Source organism: Candidatus Electronema sp. PJ, assembly GCF_048287395.1.
GTDB lineage: Bacteria > Desulfobacterota > Desulfobulbia > Desulfobulbales > Desulfobulbaceae > Electronema.
In genome coordinates, this window is the sequence record NZ_JBLWEO010000093.1 from 1 (window position 1) to 18345 (window position 18345).

The 18345-nt window shown below is 54.6% G+C and carries 11 protein-coding genes and 1 tRNA gene; 8 read left to right on the forward strand and 4 right to left on the reverse strand.

All coding sequences use genetic code 11. From position 1 onward, the window contains the following. Positions 1–244 precede the first annotated feature (244 nt). A complete protein-coding gene (locus tag ACNKIB_RS14445; RefSeq protein ID WP_417911275.1) occupies positions 245–1732 on the reverse strand; it encodes a methylenetetrahydrofolate reductase C-terminal domain-containing protein in 1488 nt (495 codons plus the stop codon). A 142-nt stretch (positions 1733–1874) separates the two neighbouring features. After that, positions 1875–1950, reverse strand: a tRNA-Ala gene (locus ACNKIB_RS14450). A 183-nt stretch (positions 1951–2133) separates the two neighbouring features. On the opposite strand from ACNKIB_RS14450, the gene rpmB reads away from it, so the two are divergent. The 4 genes from rpmB to ACNKIB_RS14470 all read left to right on the forward strand — a co-directional run bounded on the left by rpmB (position 2134) and on the right by ACNKIB_RS14470 (position 4414). Then, entirely contained in the window at positions 2134–2328 is a 195-nt protein-coding gene (rpmB, locus tag ACNKIB_RS14455) for a 50S ribosomal protein L28 (RefSeq protein WP_417911276.1), read from the forward strand. Between the two features lie 80 nt (positions 2329–2408). Beyond that, on the forward strand, positions 2409–2663 hold the full coding sequence (locus ACNKIB_RS14460; protein WP_417911277.1) for a hypothetical protein: 255 nt from the start codon (positions 2409–2411) through the stop codon (positions 2661–2663). A 135-nt stretch (positions 2664–2798) separates the two neighbouring features. Continuing rightward, on the forward strand, positions 2799–3920 hold the full coding sequence (locus ACNKIB_RS14465) for a M23 family metallopeptidase (protein WP_417911278.1): 1122 nt from the start codon (positions 2799–2801) through the stop codon (positions 3918–3920). A 17-nt stretch (positions 3921–3937) separates the two neighbouring features. Further along, positions 3938–4414, forward strand: coding sequence for a bactofilin family protein (locus ACNKIB_RS14470; protein WP_417911279.1), 477 nt, complete (start codon positions 3938–3940; stop codon positions 4412–4414). Between the two features lie 306 nt (positions 4415–4720). Here ACNKIB_RS14470 and recC read toward each other — a convergent pair whose 3' ends face one another. Both recC and ACNKIB_RS14480 read right to left on the reverse strand, forming a co-directional pair. After that, positions 4721–7906: an exodeoxyribonuclease V subunit gamma gene (recC, locus tag ACNKIB_RS14475; RefSeq protein ID WP_417911317.1), complete on the reverse strand. Its 3186-nt coding sequence runs from the start codon at positions 7904–7906 to the stop codon at positions 4721–4723. 167 nt (positions 7907–8073) lie between these two features. After that, the gene (locus ACNKIB_RS14480) at positions 8074–10386 is read right to left on the reverse strand and encodes a COR domain-containing protein (protein ID WP_417911280.1); all 2313 of its coding nucleotides are present in this window, start codon (positions 10384–10386) and stop codon (positions 8074–8076) included. A 334-nt stretch (positions 10387–10720) separates the two neighbouring features. Between ACNKIB_RS14480 and ACNKIB_RS14485 the strand changes: the two genes are divergently transcribed. From ACNKIB_RS14485 to acs, 4 genes are all read left to right on the forward strand, one after another. Further along, positions 10721–11926 carry an NAD-dependent epimerase/dehydratase family protein gene (locus tag ACNKIB_RS14485; RefSeq protein WP_417911281.1) on the forward strand — a complete coding sequence of 402 codons (1206 nt, stop codon included), beginning with the start codon at positions 10721–10723 and terminating at the stop codon, positions 11924–11926. Between the two features lie 18 nt (positions 11927–11944). Then, positions 11945–12739 (forward strand): lysophospholipid acyltransferase family protein, encoded by a 795-nt coding sequence (locus ACNKIB_RS14490; protein ID WP_417911282.1) that lies wholly within the window; start codon positions 11945–11947, stop codon positions 12737–12739. A 540-nt stretch (positions 12740–13279) separates the two neighbouring features. Then, positions 13280–15967, forward strand: coding sequence for an outer membrane protein assembly factor BamA (gene bamA, locus ACNKIB_RS14495; RefSeq protein WP_417911283.1), 2688 nt, complete (start codon positions 13280–13282; stop codon positions 15965–15967). 217 nt (positions 15968–16184) lie between these two features. Beyond that, a complete protein-coding gene (gene acs / locus ACNKIB_RS14500) occupies positions 16185–18170 on the forward strand; it encodes an acetate--CoA ligase (protein WP_417911284.1) in 1986 nt (661 codons plus the stop codon). The last annotated feature ends 175 nt before the right edge of the window (positions 18171–18345 follow it).

Here is an 18345-nt window from a genome sequence, read left to right on the forward strand (position 1 = left end):
GGCGTGAAAGTGAGCCAGGGGGCTTCATCTACGCATCAAGGTTCGAACCTTAGGGGCGGCCACAAGCTCTCCCCGACTCGTGTGCTGGCAGCTAACCACCACAACAGACAAGATACAAGGGCGGCCCCCTGTGGCCGCCCTGGAAATCAGGCTATTTCTTCTTGCATGAAAGGGCAGGCACAGGGGGCTGCCCCTACCTTGCAAAGCCCGCGTGCAGCGGTAGCTCGACCAGATGCAGCTGCACTCATCGCGGCTCCTCTTGTTCTCTCTGCTGCTTGAAAAAATTGATCCAGGCTGAGGTTTTTTCTAAGGCCCAATCTTTGGGCGGGAGATGCGGTGGCTCGGCAAGGCTTTTCAGGGTGGTTTGCGGGTCAAGCCGCTCGTAAACTCGCACCCAGAAACAGAGTCGCTCTGGATGCACCTCGCAGAATCCCAGGCGGCTCCCGCCGCAAGGGCCGTTGATTAACCGTTTGGGGCAGCCAGACTGCGGACAAAGAAAGGCAGATCGGGATAAAGTGCAGTCGCCACACATTCGGCAGTTGAACAGCAGCCGTTTGATTGCCCGTTCCAGCAGAATCAGGACAGTGGTCCGGCGTTTACCTTGGCTACAAAAGAGACAGAAGCGGCCAAAAAGCCTGCTGCTCAGAGACTGACTGAACAGGAGCTGATGACTGAGGCTGGGAAACTTGGTAGCAGCCCTGCGTAAGCCGGGCTTGAGCAGGGTTTCCTGCGACAAGCCTTGTTCTTTACGGTAAAAATACCAGGTCTTCTGTAATGGAAAATCGCAGACCAGATCAGGCAGCTCTGTTTCCTGATCCCATTGCGCATAACGGTCTAAGACATAGCTGACTTCCTCAAAACGGAGGTTGCTGCCGCCGAGATGCACGCCTTGGCAGCCGTACCGCTTCAGTCGCACAATCATCGCAGCGGCCCGATCCAGGCGGGCATGGTTGTCGCCTGCGGCGGCCTCCTGTTCCATCCGGGCGAGCAGCTCTTGAGAGAGAAGCACGCCAGGTACTTTGCCGGCGGCCATCGCTCTGGCCGTCCCTAAAGAGGGGATAAAGACATTGGCGAGCACCGGCAGGTTGATGCGTTCGCGCCGCAGCAAGGTTATCAGCTCGGCAAATTTGCGCACATCAAAGCCCAGCTGGCTGACAATAAAATCTGCGCCGGCGCGTACCTTGCGCAGCAGATTGGCATACTGCCAAACCTGCTCGGCCTCAGTGGCCTTAAAGGGTGAAACCACGCAGCCTTTGAACAGGCGGAGATAAGGCCGTTTTTGACTGAGAATACAGCCAGGATGCAGGCCAGTGGCCATCTCCTGCATGAGTTGCAGGGTCTGGGTGCTGTCGAGATCAAAGACTGGCCTGGCTTGCCCGTAATAGCCAGGCTTAGGAAAGTCCCCGCCCATCACTAACAGGGAGCGCAAGCCCAATCGCTGATAGAGATAAATGTGGCTAACAATCTGGCTGCGGTTCTTGTCTTTGAGGGAGAAATGCAGCAGCGGCTCAATCTTGAGTTTCAGCAGCTCTTCGCCAATCGCGGCTGGAGCCAAGGAGGAGTTGCCACCCGGATTATCAGTGACAGACAGGGCCTTGATCCTGCCATCGGCCTTGGCAGCGCGGGCAAAGTCCAGCAGTTGCTCGATCCGTTTGCCACAGCAGCTCTGGCCAGGCACTAATTCATAGGTGAAGGTGAATTCGCCGGGATTATTCAGGGAGGTTCGGAGCATAATTCGATAAGAGCGCAGAAAATGGCCGCACCAAAAGAAGCAGGCGGCGGAGTAAACACTGCGAAATAAGAGAAAGAGCAACAGAGCAAGGTGAAACGCGAGAGAAATGCAGCGGAAACAACGGCGGGATACTGAGGAATTTTGGTGGAGCTAAGCGGGATCGAACCGCTGACCTCTTGAATGCCATTCAAGCGCTCTCCCAGCTGAGCTATAGCCCCTCCAAACGAGGCCCATAATATCCTCAATCCTCCCTACTGTCAAGCGGCAAAATGCGAACGACGGCAAGAAAAAAAAGGACAACCGTTTACCGCTCTAGACCGGAAAGGGCTTGCATTTTTTCCGCGAGAGAGTTATGAATAAGTCCGAATTTCATGCGCAAAACCTTGCAAGGAGAATATATCATGGCGTATAAATGTGAAATCTGCGGAAAAGCTCCGACGACCGGCAATATTGTCAGCCACGCTCACAACAAGAGCAGGAGACGTTGGTTGCCCAACTTACAGAGTGTCCGCTCAGTAAGCGGCAGCGGACGCACGGTCCGCATTCGGGTTTGCACGCGTTGCATCCGTTCTGGCTCGGTGGTTAAACCGGCGTGACAGATGCAGAGCTGTAGTGAAGAGGGGCGCGGAGAGGAATCTTCCGGCCCTTTTTTTATTGCGTACACAAAGGAGAGAGCATGAGCAGCGAGGAGATTCGTTTCCTGCCATTTGAGCAGGCTGCCGCCTTGGTTGGGGCGATTCAGGAAGAGGAGGATGTCGAAGACCCAGATCGCCGTATCTTCATGGTCTATGCCAAAGATGACCGAGAGCTGTGTTGGTTTGACTTTGATGAAGTGGTGAGGGAGGTCAAGCCAGTTAAGGGCGATAAAGGTCGGGAGCAGGTAACAGAGTACATCCTGCATCGCATACCCGAATGGGTGCTTGAGCTGTAGCAGCGGCTATTTTTCTGAGCAGGAATGTTTCTCATTCTTCCCTTCCTGCTTTTCTGCTATGCTACCTTGTAGCAGCAGAAAAAACATCTTGCCGCTTCTTGCGCAGATACTCTTTCCTCAAGCAGACAGCTCACTATGTTTGACAAGTATTCCTCCATTCCTGAACAGCTGCATCTGGTTATCACCGGCGAAACTGGCAACGCTCTGTCCTTTGTTGTGGAACGCGACTGGCTCGCTCTGTGCATGAGCGGCCTGCTTCTTCTCTTGCTCCTCTTACCAGTAGGTACGTGGTTTGCTCTGTATTGCCTTCAGGAAAAGAACGAACTCGCAATCAAGACCGTTAACCAGGCGCGCGAACTCGAGTCTGTCCATGCTGACTATACCGAGCAATTGGACACTGAGCTGGCACAACGAGAGAAGCAATGGCAGGAGCAAGCTGCTGCTGCTCAGGCTCGCATCAATAGTCTGGAAGAAGAACAAGAAGTAACTGAGCAGCAATTTAATGCAGAAAAGGAACGGCTCATTTGTCGTTATGAGGAGGAGCTGGCAGCAGCGACTCAAGCAGGCTCAATCAGAATATCCTCTCTCGTTGCCGAGCTGGAACAGATGCGGCAGGGTAAGCAGAAGCTGCTGGAGAAGACCGCAGGTAAACTTGACGAGCGCAGCCGGATGATTGAAACCGTGATGAGCCGGATCGGGATTGAGATCAAAGTTGGAAGAAAGCAGCCAGTCAGCGGCAGTGGCGGCCCCTTCTTAGCAGGTCCAGCTATTAATGGCAAATACAGCGAGCAGCTTTTAGAACGGAGTGATCGTTACCTCAAAGCCATCCAGCAGATGCCCCTTGGTCTGCCAATGCGAGGCCGAATGACCAGTAGTTTCGGTAGTCGTCTTGACCCGTTCAACAATCAGCTCGCCTTTCATGCAGGCATTGACTTCAAAGGAAGCATTGGTGACAATGTTACTACAACTGCGGACGGTGTGGTCAAGGAATCTGGCTGGGATTCAGGTGGCTATGGCAACTATGTTATCGTCCGACACGGCGGCGGCTATGCAACCTTGTTCGGCCACCTGAGCAAGGTCTTAGTCAAGAAGGGAGACACGCTGAACCGGGGCGATGTCGTGGGCTTGATGGGCAACAGCGGTCGTTCAACAGGCCCACATCTGCATTATGAAGTGCATTATCAGGGAAAAGCGGTTGACCCAGAAAAATACCTTTCGGTCGCCGATCTTTCATTTACAGTTCCCAGTGACAAGTAAAAGAGGAGATTGCAACAATGGGCTTGTTTAGTAAAGAAGAGAAGGTTAAACCAGAGCCAGCAGCTGCGCCATCACAGCCTGTGCCAGAGAGAAAGATTGTGAAAAGCGATAAAGACCCTATTGAAAGTGTATTGGCCAAAGAAGTGGTCATTAAAGGTGAAATCTCCTTCAAAGGCAAGGCCCGCTTTGACGGTACGATTGAAGGGAACATCAACGGTGAGTATCTCATACTCAGCGAGACAGCTAAGGTGCACGGTAACATAGATGTTGCCACCTTGATTTGTCATGGGAGAGTGGAGGGAAACATTACGGCTGATATTGTGACTGCTCATGCCACCTCTTCCATCAACGGCATCCTTAAGTCGGAGAATCTCACGGTAGAGTCTGGTGCTGCCCTTGATGGCGAGATTCATGCCAGCTCGCGGAAACAGACCAACCCTGAACGCACAAAGGTTCTGCTGGCCCAGTCAACAGTTGACCTGGGTAACAAATAACGTAACAGACAGCTGCGCAGTACACAGAAGCGGCAGTAGCCCTACAACAAATAGGCTACTGCCGCTTCTTTCATTCCTGCTCAAGAACTACTCATCCTATAGCCATATTCCCGTCTCCTAAAAAAACATCGCTCATACCCTGATAAAAACATCGAGTATAGCCGTAACAAATCATCGAGCGTACTTTGGTCTCGGATCGAGCGTTATTTTGTCTGGGCAATAAGTACGCGGCAACTGCGCATCGAGTATCCTTTTTCCTACCTGACGAACATCTGGTCATTGCAAATCACTCATACTCGGAAGAAGTTATCGCCGTTTCTTCTCCCGATGTTCTAACGCGGCCCGCAGTATTTCTGCTAGTTCCTCAAACTGTTGATCCAACGGCGCATGACCGCGCAAACCTATTTCATAGGCCGGATCATCGCCCTCGCCTTTATAATAGCTCGACAGCCACGCCTTCCGGGCTGCTTCCATTGCGGCAGGCCGGGAGTGTGCCTTTTCTAGCCAAGCCCAGCTCGTTTCCGGGTAAAAGCGCAGCGGTGTACAGATACCCTGATGAAACAGATGAATCAGTCTGGCCAGCTTGTCCTGTGGATCAGCAACCTCTTGAAAGCTGATGGTCTCATCCTTAGCTGCATGAACAGACCGTGGCTCTACACCAGCTGGCTGAAGCATAAGCAGGGCCAGATGATGTATCCAAAGTTGGAGTAGATCATTGGCTTTGAGGCGCGCAGGTCGGAACGTCACTCTGCCGCAGCGACAGAGCGAGGTAAGCTGGCCAGTCAGCCTTATGCCATCAATGGTCAGGCTGACCTCTGCTGGTTCTACTGGCTGCGCAAGCAGCGGTTCTACGGTGTTGATCAGTTGGGTGGTCTCAGTATGTATCTTTTGATGCAGAAGATGGCCGAAACAACTTCCTGGGAGTTCGCCAGCTGCCAGGTGCTGGTGGAAAAGGGTGGTGCACTCTATTCTGCCGTTGCGGAGTTCATGGATCATTTGCGCAGCCAACTGATAGTGCTGGAGCTGCTCTAAGACAAAGGTCTCGCTTTCTGGTAGATGTGGCAGCAGGTTCTCGCTCAAGGTGGGGCGCAAGCCGAGCCGTTGTTCGAGAAAGAAGCGAACAGGATGCTTCCAGAAGCGGACAAGCTGATGGAGATCAATCTGCCGTAAGAACTGCTCTGGCTGGGGTAGAGGCTGGCTGGTAAAGGTCAGGGAGTGTTCTGGAGCAGCAGGTAGCCATTCTGTTCGATACGAGGCAACAGCTGCATTGCCAGTAAAGCACTGGCGACTAAACGGTTGCAAAGGGTGCTCAACAGTTAGCTGTGCAGCTGCGGCAGTGTTATCCTCGGTGCGCCAGCCTCGGTTGATGTAGTCGCGCAGTTCAGCAACAGTCACTGAAGGTGGACGCGGTTTATTGTCACGCAGATCACGCCCAACCCAGGAAATGGCAAGATGAGTCCGGGCCGAGAGCAGGGCTTCTAAGAAGAGATACCGGTCATCATCACGGCGGCTACGATCACCAGGACGGCGGTGTTCAGCCATCAGATCAAAAGCAGGTGGGTGTTGGGAACGCGGGAAGTCGCCATCGTTCATACCCAGTAACCAGATCACCTTAAAGGGCACCGAACGCATGGGTACCATATTACAGAAGGTAACTCTGCCAGCGAGAAACGCTTGGCCACCTGCTGGGGCAGCTAGGATCTGTTGGAAGTGCCGCCGGACAATGGCCAGACTGAGAGGTTGCCCAAAACCAGCCTGACGGCAATTCTCAGCAAAGTCAGCAATGCTTTGTCTGAGGAGCAGGACACCTTCCTCGTGCTGACTGCTGGTGCCGTTGTCAAGAAAGGTAGTAACCAGCCGTAGGAGGAAGGTGGCCCAATTTGCTGGCGATAAGGGTCGGGCTACTTGCCGTCTTAGTCGCTGGAGTTGACGCAGGAACTCGGCCAGATTACCCAGCCATTCCTCGTCCTCACTCATGCTGCCGCTGATCGGCATAATGCCTTGCCAGGGTGCAGCCAGTGGCCCGGTCAGGCAGCCGAGCAACAGCCTGTTGATACCTGCCTCCCAGGTATAGAGCACGTCATGGCCACTGCGTTGCTCCAGGCCCAAACGAATACCTGCGGCGGTGATCATCCTGCGCAGGAGCGGCACGTTCTGCTCACTCAGGCTGAAGCAGGTGAGAATGACCGGGTTCTCCAAGACCGCCATCACTTCGGGAGTGGTGCAGCGGCTACTGAGTAAACCCAGGATACCGAGAAAGCCATCCAAGACAGGCTGCTCTTCCCGGCGTGGCTGATCAGCTATTGACCAAGGGATGCGCAGCGTACTGCCTGCTGAACCGAACACACCCGCCACTGCTGGGGCATAGCGACTGATGTCTGGGGCCATCACTAAGATGTCTGCGGGTTGCAGCTGCGGATCAGCAGCAAAGAGATCAAGCAGGCGGTCATGCAGAACTTGGATCTCCCGCATCGGACTATGGCAGCAATGAAAGCGGATGGAGTGATCAGTCAGATGGAGGAGCAGTAGCTCACCCTTGCCTCGGTCACGCAGGTCAAGGATGTCGCCCTGTATCTGACCAAGCAGTGTGTCCTGCGAAGGTATCTCATACAGGTCTTGCTCCTCAGCAATGGGATGTGTCTCCATCAGCAACTTGAAGAACTCCCGGCCTAAGCTGCCCAGTGAGGCCAGCAACGGATTGCCAGAGCTGTAATAACGACTGAGATCGGTCGAGCCGCGTCTGCGCCAGCTCTGTCGCCGCAGGGCGATTAGGCGTTCTGGCATGATATCATCCCAGGCTTGACGGCAGGGACTGAAGTGAAAGATGCGGATATCAATATGCCGACTGATGCGACTGATTACCTCCAGATACACCGGTGCTAAGGAATTGATGCCAAAGACGCAGACCCGTTCTGGTAGCCCTTCAGTGCGTAGCGTGCCCTGCTTGGCAGCCAGGAGGAAACGCTCCAGCACCTCGGCCCGGTGCTTACCACCGCCCTCAGTCAGTCGCCGCCAGAGTTGAGCCTGCCAGTGCTGCTCCTGGCCTTTCTCCCAGGCTAGGGCCATGTCTGGGCGATACACCAGATACTGGTCAAAGAGATCCGTGATCTTCTCTGCCAGCTGGAAGCGGCGGCGACCATCGCGGTCATCGTGCAGGTAGGTACGGATTTCCTCCATCGAGGGTAAGTCTAGCAGACTATCTAGCTCGGCCAGGATCCGCCAGAGCAGCACCTCGCGGCTGAACTCACTCAGGTCAGGTAGGCCACCAAGGGTTTTGGCGAAGAGGCTCCAGACAAAGGAGGCAGGCAGAGGAAAGGAGATATTGGCACAGATGCCTGTACGCAAGGCGATCTGCTGCGAGAGCCAACGCGCCATGCCTGGATTCTGCACCACGATGATCTCAGGAGCCAGGACACTGCTAGTTGGTTCAGCAAGGACAGCGCAGAGCGCAGCCAGCAGGTTCTCAAGCCGGTTGGATTGGTAGAGGCGCATGGGCGGCAAGAATGGTTCAAGGTGGAGCAGGGAAAAAACTGGTGGGTGACTACTAGGCACTCTAGTGGGTACCCACTAGACACTCTGATGGGTACCCACTAGAATGCCTGATGGGTACCTACTAGATTTGTAGATGGGTACCCTGCTGCATTTGGCATCGCCTGCGCTCAGGTAGCCGACTGCTTCCGCTTCTGCTTCTCCCAGTCACGAAGCCTTTTGAAGAGGTTGTTCAGGTTGAGGTCAATGGATGGGGGAAATATCTTCACATCAATAACGCTGGTTATGATATCTACGATAGACTCCTTTTCTGCACTCTGTGGGTGGATCTTCTCAATGCTTTTTTGCAGCTCATCGCTATCCTTCGGCTGCACCAAGCCCAGCAGCTCCTTGACGCTGTATTCCTTGTCTGAACCTTCGGCATAATAAATATCGTTGCCCCGCTTGGCGTGCTTGAGCAGGGTCTCATAATCCGCTGTGCGTTCCGGGTCATCCGGCATGGGCACGCGCTCCCGGAAGCGGAGCTTCTCAAAGCTGGCGTTGATCTCCCGCAGTGAGTACCAAAGGAAGTGCAGATACTCCTTGCGGCGCGAGCCATTCACCCAGATATCAATGCGCCGCTTCTCGTAATCTGCCTTGACCATAGCTACCGAGCCGCTGTCCTTGTCCTGCAAGACCACGCCGGTGCGCCAGCAAAGACTGGCCTTGATCTCCTTATGCCGCTTGACAATGAAACGGGGCAGGATGGAGGTGGGTAGAAAGTCCTCATAAAGGAAGGCGAAGCGGAGTGCATGGCTGTCGTCATAGGTGAACTCTGGCTCTTGTACTGGCAGCAGTTGTGGGATGAGCACGCGCTGGCTGTCAAGGTCGTAGCACAGCTCGAACTGCTTCATTAGATCGAGAATATAACGGTGCATTTCAGCAGGGAAGTCGTACTTCTCCTTGTCCTGCTTGCGTAGAATCTCGGTCAGGCTGTTGATATGCAAGATGCCTCCCCTTGCTGCTACCAGCTCGGCATTGATGATCTTATAAACTGCTGCTGTGACCCATTTGGGATCAAGCACATGGGTATGCTTCAGCTCAAAGTCTTTGAAATGGACAGCTATGCCCAGATCATGGAGGAAGTCAACCAGCACCTCGCGGGCCTGGTCTTCGGCTATGCCTGCCTCTGCGCAAAAAGTACCGTACTCGTCACAGCTGATGTAGGGCTTGGGCATCTGCTCCAGTTGCTGCTTAACTGCAAACCAGCTCTTGGGCCAGCGGATACCAATCATCTCGACTTTGGCCAGCGCATCCAGCAGTGCCTCGCGGAAGCGGTCTATGCCTTGGCCAGTAGCACATGAAGTGCGGTGAAAGCCTTTGATGACCGGATACTTGCCCAGCAGGAAATGCCGGTTGAGGTCAAAGGAGGGGTTGGTATCGTATTTATTGAGAACAATCAATACTGGTGAATCCCCGCCAAAGCTCTCGATGTGCCGCAGCCAGTATTCTGCCCGCTCATCCTTGCGGGTATCAAGCACCAGCAGATACAGACTGCGCTTGGACAGGAAAAATTGGTGTGTGGCGTGCATAACCTCTTGGCCGCCAAAGTCCCAGAGATTAACCCTGATCTTCTGCTGATTGGCCTCCACATCCCAGCCCCGGATATTGATGCCGTGCGTGGTGTCTTCGTCTTTGTCAAACTCCTCGCCGAGGAGCTGCTTGACTAACGAGGTCTTGCCTGCCGCGCCGTCACCGACGAGGAGGATTTTTACTTGGTTGAGGGGATGGTCTTCTGGTTTGAGGGAGGCGAAATACTCCCTTATTGCCCAAAGGCCCTGGCGGGCGATCTCCAACGGCGGGGAGACAAGGGGGTTATCGTTCAGGGCAAGTCCCGTCAGCCTCGTGAGCTGGCCGATTTCCTGCGGCAGGGTGGTGATCTGGTTGTCGCCGAGGAAAAGCATCGTCAGCCTCTTGAGGTGGCAGATTTCCGTCGGCAGGGCTGTGAGCTGGTTACCGCTGAGGTAAAGCCCCGTCAGGTTAGTGAGGTGGCAGATTTCCGTCGGCAGGGCTGTGAGCTGGTTGCCGCTGAGGGAAAGCTCCGTCAGCCTCGTGAGCTGGCCGATTTCCTGCGGCAGGGTGGTGATCTGGTTGCCGCTGAGGGAAAGCTCCGTCAGCTTCGTGAGGTGGAACAGCTCCGGCGGCAGGGCGGTGAGCTGGTTGCCCCTGAGGTCAAGCGTTGTCAGATTCGTTAGCTGGCAGATTTCTGGCGGCAGAGTGGTGAGTTTAAGCCCTCCAAGGTCGAGACCGGTCAGATTCTTCATCTGGAACAGCTCCGGCGGCAGGGCGGCGAGCTGGTTATTGCTGAGGTAAAGCTTCGTCAGGCTGGTAAGTTGGAATAGTTCCGGCGGCAGGGTGGTTAATCTGTTACTACGAAGATCAAGCATAATCGCCCCGCTTGCCTTCGCCTTCTCTATCTTCTTCAGCAGCTCTTCATTCGTCATCGCCTGCGCACCTGCGTTGTTTGTGTTGTAGGGGCAGGCCCCCGTGCCTGCCCTGTTTCGCCATCCTGCAACAAAGGGCGGCCACAGGGGGCCGCCCCTACATCCGCCGTTCTCAAGGGTACCCTTCTGCTAAACTGGAGGGATCGCATCTCAGATATCTGCTATGATATTCCAGTGCTCCTGCAAAAATGGCATTCTGCGCAGCATAGCCGATCAGCCACAGGCCGTCAATGAACAGGGCCGGGGTTTGCCTGGAAAAAGGATGCTTTTTGCGGGCAAACATGCTAAAGAAAATAAGAAGAACTACGATACCGCAGTTTTCATCTGAGGAACAATGGATCAGGTGCTCCAGAAAAAAAATCGTTGTCTTGGCGTGCTGATCGGTGGCTCTGGCCTGATCGGCGGTACGCTTGCCTATTACTTTAAAACCAAAACGCCGGACGAGTTTGACATCCGCGCCCCCAGCTCGAAGAAGCTGTCCATCCGCAATGCCCAGGACATCATCGTTTATCTGAAGCGGGTGCGGCCAGATTTTATCATCAATGCCTCGATGGCCTCACTGGATTCCGATGCCCAACTTGCCTTTGAGGTCAACTATCTTGGCAGCATCAATCTGGCGCGAGCCTGCTCTGCGCTGAAGATTCCCTATATTCATTTCAGCTCGGCTGCGGTCTTGCCGCACGGGGAGAACTTGGCTGAGGAAGATCAGCTGCCCTTGACGGCCAACCTGACGAACTACGCCAAGTCCAAGTTGATGGCTGAGAAGACCTTGCAACACATGATGAAGGAGCACGATTTGGACTGCACCATCATCCGGGTCTCCATTGTCTATGGCGAACACGACCATAAGATTCAGGGCTTTCATCGGCTGCTCTTCGCCATTGCGGATGAGTCAATGCCTTTCCTTTTCACCAAGAGAGGAATCAAGCATTCTTATACCAATGCGACCAAGATTCCCGCCTTTGTTCATCATGTCCTCTTGCATCGGGAGGAGTTCTCCGGCCAAATCTATCATTTCGCTGATGAAGAACCCGTGGAGCTGGATGACCTGATTCTGACCATCAGGGCCTATCTGGAGGTGAAGACCCCACGCGAGATTTACGTGCCCTATTCGCTGGTGATGGCTGGCAAGTTTGTTTTAGAGCGGGTGGCAGGCTTTCTCAGCTGGTTTGGCATCACCGCGCGGCTGCCGCCAGAGTACATGTTTCTCAGAAATGTCTATCTGCCGCAGGTTCTTTCGACCAAGAAGCTGCAAGAATCCAGTTTTATCGATCCAGCCCCAGAGGAGAATATCTACACTCGACTGCCGGGGCTGGTCATCTACTACCTGACCCGTTGGGCGCATCTCAATCTGATCACCCGCTTCCGGGAAGAGTTTATCGGCAATGACCTGGAGAGTGATTTCCTCCGCCATCCTGACGAACTGCTCAACAGCATCCATGCTGATTCTGCTACGCCGTGGCCAGCGCTCTTGGAAACAGAGGAGTTAGCCGCGCTACCGGATGATGACGACCCTGCCGATGATGGCGATTCCCTCTAACCGCACGCTTTGTCCACCATGTCTGCCTTTTCTGCCTTTACTTCTCCGCTGCAATTTCTGCGTGGCCTGCTGGCCTGCATTAGCCTGCCGCTCCTGGGTGCTGTTCTTTTCCTCGCCGCCATTGTGGATGTGCGCTGGCTCCGCCGGTCAAAGCTCAAGGCCCAGCAGTTTCCCCGCGCTTTGGGCCGGAGCTTCTGTCAGATTGCCAATATCCGGGTGCGGATTGAAGGCGGCGAGCTGCTTGATCCGGCCAAACCGTATATCTTTGTCGGCAACCATTGCAGCATCGCAGATATCACGACCTTTTCCGGCTACATCACCCATGATTTTCGCTGGATCGCGAAAAAAGAGTTATTCACCATTCCTATTTTCGGCGCAGGCATGAGGGCTGTGGATTTCATCTCGATTGACCGTTCACACGGCAGAGGCGCAGTGCAAAGCCTCAATGATGCGGCCCAGCGCATTGCCGAAGGCAGCTCGGTCATCCTGTTTCCAGAAGGCACCCGCAGCCCAGACGGACGGCTCCAGCCGTTCAAGACCGGCGCGGTGATGCTGGCGATCAAGGCTGGGGTGGAAGTGGTGCCAGTTGGCTTTAATGGCACCTATCAAGCCCTGCCCAAGGATAAATGGCTGGCGCGCGGCGGCGAAGTGGTGCTGCGCATCGGTGCACCTTTGGCGATTAAAGACTTTAAGGCCAAAGACAAGCAGGAGCTGGCCAGCATCCTCCAACATCGGGTCGCGCAACTGCTGGATAGCTGCCATTTGCCCTTGCCAACGCCCCAGATAACCAGCGAGGCAGGCGAGAAAACCTGAGCGGAGCCTGGAAGCAAGGGAGAGTCCTGCTCGTTTGCCAAGGAGTTTGGCTCGGCCAGAAAGGAGTTGTAGTCGGCAGCAGAGGAGTTCGGCTTGGCCAAACTGCTTTCCTGTTAAGCCGCAAAGGAGTTTTGCCGACTTAAACTCCTTTTCCAGTCGGCAAAACTCCTTTGCTACTCGGCAAGATTCCTTTGCGGCTTGGCAAAACTCCTTTGCTACTCGGCCAGACTCCTTTTCTGCCGAGTAGAACTCCTTTGTTAGTCGGCAAAACTCCTCTCTTGCCAAGCCAAACTGCTTTGCCAGCGAGTAAGAAAAGAGCAGGAACTCAGGGTGATGCGAAAAATACCGCAATAAAAGAAGCCGGTTCGCTCTCCGCTGCAACCTGTTTGTTGATTCCTGCAAGAGGTCTATTTTTCCGGCCAACTGGCCTACGGTGCAGAACAGAGGCCATATTTCTTTGCAAAATTATGTCTGCATGGCATAATGACAGCACGTGTTTCCGCAGCTTTTTAGACAACCAGCAACCAACAGGATTTTGCCATGAATTGCTCAACCCGCTGCACGCGCAGGCAACCGCCGCTAGCGGCTGCCCTCTTCCTCTTTACCCTGCTCTTCGCCTGCTGTTTAACGGCAGATTGGGCCTTGGCCGCCAAACAGAATACGGTGTTTCTGCCCTTAAAGATCAATGCGGAGGACAGCAGCGCGCTGGCGCAGCAGGCAGACACGGCCTTGCAGGCTGCCTTGGCCAGTAAGAATTTCACCCTGCTGCCCCGCATTGAGGCCGAGCGCTTGATTAACTACCAAGGAGCCTGGCCGCCGCCTGCGGCTGATCTGAGCAAGACTTTGGAAAAGAGCGGTATGGACTATGCGGCTGTTGGCAGCCTGACGGTGCTTGGCAGACGGATTTCTGTGGATATGCAGATTCTTGATCTACTGGAACCAGGCAAATCACAGAGTGCTTTCAAGGAAGGCGCATCGGTTGCGGAGTTGCCCTTAGTCCTGGAAGGGCTGCTGGCTGACGTGCTCGGTCGCACCAATAAAGAACTCATCATTGCCTCAGTTGCGCCCGCAGGGAATGAGCGGATCGACGCAGGGGCCATTCTCAATAAGATCTCGACCAAGGCTGGCGACATCTATAGCCCAGACAGCCTGCGCAATGATCTGAAGGCCATCTTCAAAATGGGCTATTTTGACAACGTGGCCATTGAAGTGGCTGACTCCCCCAAAGGCAAGAACGTGGTGTTCCAGGTGCAAGAAAAGCCGCTGATCAGCAAGGTCTCGTTTATCGGCATCAAGGAACTGGATGAAGAGGACGTGCGCGACGCGGCAGACATCAAAGCCAACACGATTCTCAATCCGGCCATGCTGAATGAGGCCGTCAAAAAGATTAACGAGCTGTATCGCAGCAAGAACTATTCGGCAGCCAAAGCGAGTTTCAAGGTCAATCAGCCGGATCCGAAAAGCACCGAGGTGGTCTTTGAGATCAACGAGGGCAGCAAGATGGCCATCACCGAGATCCACTTCATTGGTAACAAGGCCTTTGATGAAAGCGAGCTGAAGAAAGAAATCCAGACCGGTACCTGGAGATGGTACAAGTTGCCCTGGCTCTTTGGCTCTGGCACCCTGAAGATGGACATGCTCAAACAGGACGCAGACCGGATTGCTGCTTTCTATGCCGATCATGGTTACATTGATGCCAAAGTCAGCGAGCCAGAAGTCAAGGAGGAAGGCGAGAATATCCTCGTCACCTTTACCATTGAGGAAGGTACCCGCTACAAAGTTGGCGTGATTGATGTGCAGGGCGAGCTGCTCAAAAGCAAGGAAGAGCTGCTGGAGATGATGGCTATTCGTAAGGAAGAGTTTTTCAGCAAGAAGATCATGCAGGAGGATATCCTTAAGCTGACGGATGTCTATGCCGAGCAGGGCTATGCCTTTGCTGAGGTTGATCCTGATATGAAGAAATCAGACAGCACGCAGACGGTAGATATCACCCTGAAGGTGACTCAAGGTGAGCTGGTTAAGTTCAACCGCGTTGAAGTAAAGGGCAATACCCGCACCCGTGACAATGTTATTCGCCGCGACCTGGAAGTGCAGGAAGGCGGGACCTACAACTCTAAGGCGGTGCGCGATTCGGTCAAAAAGCTGCAACGGCTCGGCTTTTTCGAGGATGTTACCGTTACCCCGCAGCCAACCTTGGAGGAAGATCAGATGGACCTCTTGGTAGCGGTGAAAGAGCGGGCCACTGGCCAGTTCAGCATTGGCGCAGGCTATTCTTCCTCAGATAAACTGATGTTCATGGGCGAAATCTCCGAGGACAACTTCCTCGGCCTGGGTACCCGACTGTCCTTTGCCGCGAACATGAGTGCTGTCAGCAGCAAGTACAACCTTTCCTACACGGATCCCCGGGTTTTCGACTCGCGGGTCTCGGCTGGTCTTGATGTCTTTAACTGGGAACGCGAGTACACTGATTACACCAAATCTGCAAAAGGTGCTGGCCTGCGGCTTGGTCATCACCTGGTTGAGGAGTGGCGGATTTACTACGGCTACAGCTGGACTGACACCACCCTGGAGGATATTGCCGAAGATGCCTCTGATTACATCCTGGAGTCGGCCAAGATTAACATCACGAGCGCCGTCAAGCTCTCGCTGGTACGCGACACCCGCGACAAGCTGTTCAACACCAACTCCGGTTCCCGCAATAGCGTCAGCGTTCAGTATGCGGGCGGTATGTTTGGCGGCGAGGCTGAATACACGAAGTTGGAAGGTTCCACGGATTGGTATTATCCCCTGCCCCTTTCGACAGTGGTACGCAGCAGACTCGCCGCAGGTAAGGCCTTTGAGAACGAAGATGGCAAACTGCCGGTCTATGATAACTTCTACCTCGGCGGCATGAGTTCTATCCGTGGCTTCAAATCTTCCTCTATCAGCCCCATCAATCCCATCAACGACGAGAAGTTCGGCGGCGACAAGATGTGGTTCGCCAACCTGGAACTGTATTTCCCGCTGGTGAGTGATGCAGGCTTGCGTGGCTTAGTGTTCACTGACTTTGGTAACGTTTATGCCGAGGATGACAGCTGGGATTTCGGCACGATGAAGAAATCTACTGGCCTGGGCTTGAACTGGTTATCGCCAGTCGGGCCGCTGCGCTTGGTTTGGGGCTACAACCTCGATTCCCAGAAAGGCGACGAAGATGCCCAGTGGGACTTTGCGATGGGCGGCAATTTTTAGAAGCAGCCTTTTCAGCTGGGCAAAGCATGGTCTTCGCCCAGCTGAAATCGCGCCCTTGCTGCCACAAAGTTCCCTTTATTTTGCCGCCGCAGGACGGTTCTGCTTGACAAGGGCAAGGAGATTTGATTATTTTCATCCATTCTATTTATAGGCGACAGCCTGCCGATTAGGGCGGGGCACTATCTACGCATCAACCGAACCATTTCAGGAGGAATTCATGGCTGGCACCGAAGACAAGATTGAGAGTTTGCTGAAAGAAGGCGCGTCATTCCCCCCGCCTGCCGCAGGACGCGAGCAAGCCCACGTCAAATCCTTTGAGGAGTACCAGGCGATTTACAAACGCTCGATGGACGACCCTGAAGGTTTCTGGGCCGAGCGGGCCGAGCAGCTTGTCACCTGGGACAAGAAGTGGGACAAGGTGATGAACTGTGATTTCCACAAGCCAGAGGTCAAGTGGTTTGAGGGCGGGAAGTTGAACATCTCTGCCAACTGCCTTGACCGCCATCTGACCGATGGCCGCCGTAACAAGGCCGCGATCATCTGGCAGGGTGAGCCAGAGGACGATGTCAAAGTTTACACCTACCAAATGCTGCACACCGAGGTCTGCCGCTTTGCCAATGTCCTGAAGAAAAAGGGCGTGAAGAAGGGCGACCGGGTTTCCATTTATTTGCCGATGATCCCGGAGTTGGCGATTTCCTTACTGGCCTGCGCGCGTATCGGGGCGATTCACTCGGTAGTTTTCGCTGGCTTCTCGGCTATTGCCCTGCAAAGCCGGATTGAGGACTGTCAAGCCAAGGTGTTAATCACCTCTGATGCCGTACTCCGTGCCGGCAAGACTATTCCGCTCAAGCCCAACGCTGATACTGCTCTGGCTACTTGTCCTTCAGTGGAGAGCTGCATCGTGGTGCGTCGGGCAGGCAATGCGGTTGAGATGAAAGCAGGCCGCGACTGCTGGTGGCACGAGGAAGTAGGCGCAGCCGACATCTCCAGCAACTGTGTGCCAGAATCAATGGATGCTGAGGATACCCTCTTCATCCTTTACACCTCTGGCTCGACCGGCAAACCCAAAGGTGTTGTCCACACCACGGGCGGCTATCTGACCTACGCCATGCACACCACCCAGTGGGTCTTTGACATTAAGGACAACGATGTCTATTGGTGCACCGCTGATATTGGCTGGGTCACGGGGCATTCCTACATCCTCTACGGGCCGCTCGGTTTGGGCGCAACCTCAATCATGTTTGAGGGCGTACCCTCTTGGCCGGGGCCAGACCGCTTCTGGAAGATCGTCGAGAAGTTCCGGGTTAACATTTTCTACACTGCACCGACTGTTATTCGCTCCCTGATGCGCGATGGCGAGGAGCCGATCAAACGTTGGGATCTGTCCAGCCTGCGCGTGCTGGGTTCGGTCGGCGAGCCGATCAACCCGGAAGCATGGATGTGGTATTATGTCAACATCGGCAAGGAAAAGTTGCCCATTGTCGATACCTGGTGGCAGACCGAGACCGGCGGCATCATGATTTCCCCGCTGCCCTACGCTACCACCCTCAAGCCAGGCTCGGCCACTTATCCGCTGCCCGGCATTGACGCAGCCATCTATGACGAGCAGGGCAACGAGGCAGGCCCGAACGAGGGTGGCCATCTGGTCATCCGCAAGCCGTGGCCAGGAATGCTGCGCGGCGTGTTCGGTGATCCAGCCCGCTTCAAGAAGGCCTATTTCAGCCGCTATGCTGGCATCTACGACCCGGAAGACGGCGCACGCAAGGACGCAGACGGCTGCTTCTGGGTCATGGGCCGTCTGGACGATGTAATAAACGTCTCTGGCCACCGGTTGGGCACAGCTGAGATCGAGTCCGCGCTGGTTTCCCATCCTTCCGTCGCTGAGGCAGCGGTGGTGGGAATGCCGCACGCGATCAAGGGGCAGAGCATCTTTGCTTACGTCACCCTGAAGGCTTCGGCAACAGAGTCTGACGCGCTGAAGAAAGAGTTGAGCAATCATGTGCGCAAGGAGATCGGGCCGATTGCCACCCCAGAGGTGATCATGTGGGCACCAGGCTTGCCCAAAACCCGCTCTGGCAAGATCATGCGCCGTATTCTGCGTAAGATCGCTGCGGATGACTTTGACAACTTCGGCGACACCTCCACCCTGGCTGATCCCTCGGTGGTGGACAACCTGGTTGAAGGCCGGAAAAGCATGGCCTAAGCGCAGGCCAACCCGGAAAACTCCGTGTTTCTCCGGCTGAGAAGAAAGGCAGGGTGCTGAACAGGCATCCTGCCTTTTTTATTAGACCTCTTACATCAGGGCAGTAAGGGCTTCGTGCTTGCCCTGCCTGAAACAACCTCCGCCCGCAGCCTTTGGAGATGCAGGCGGCCTCCCT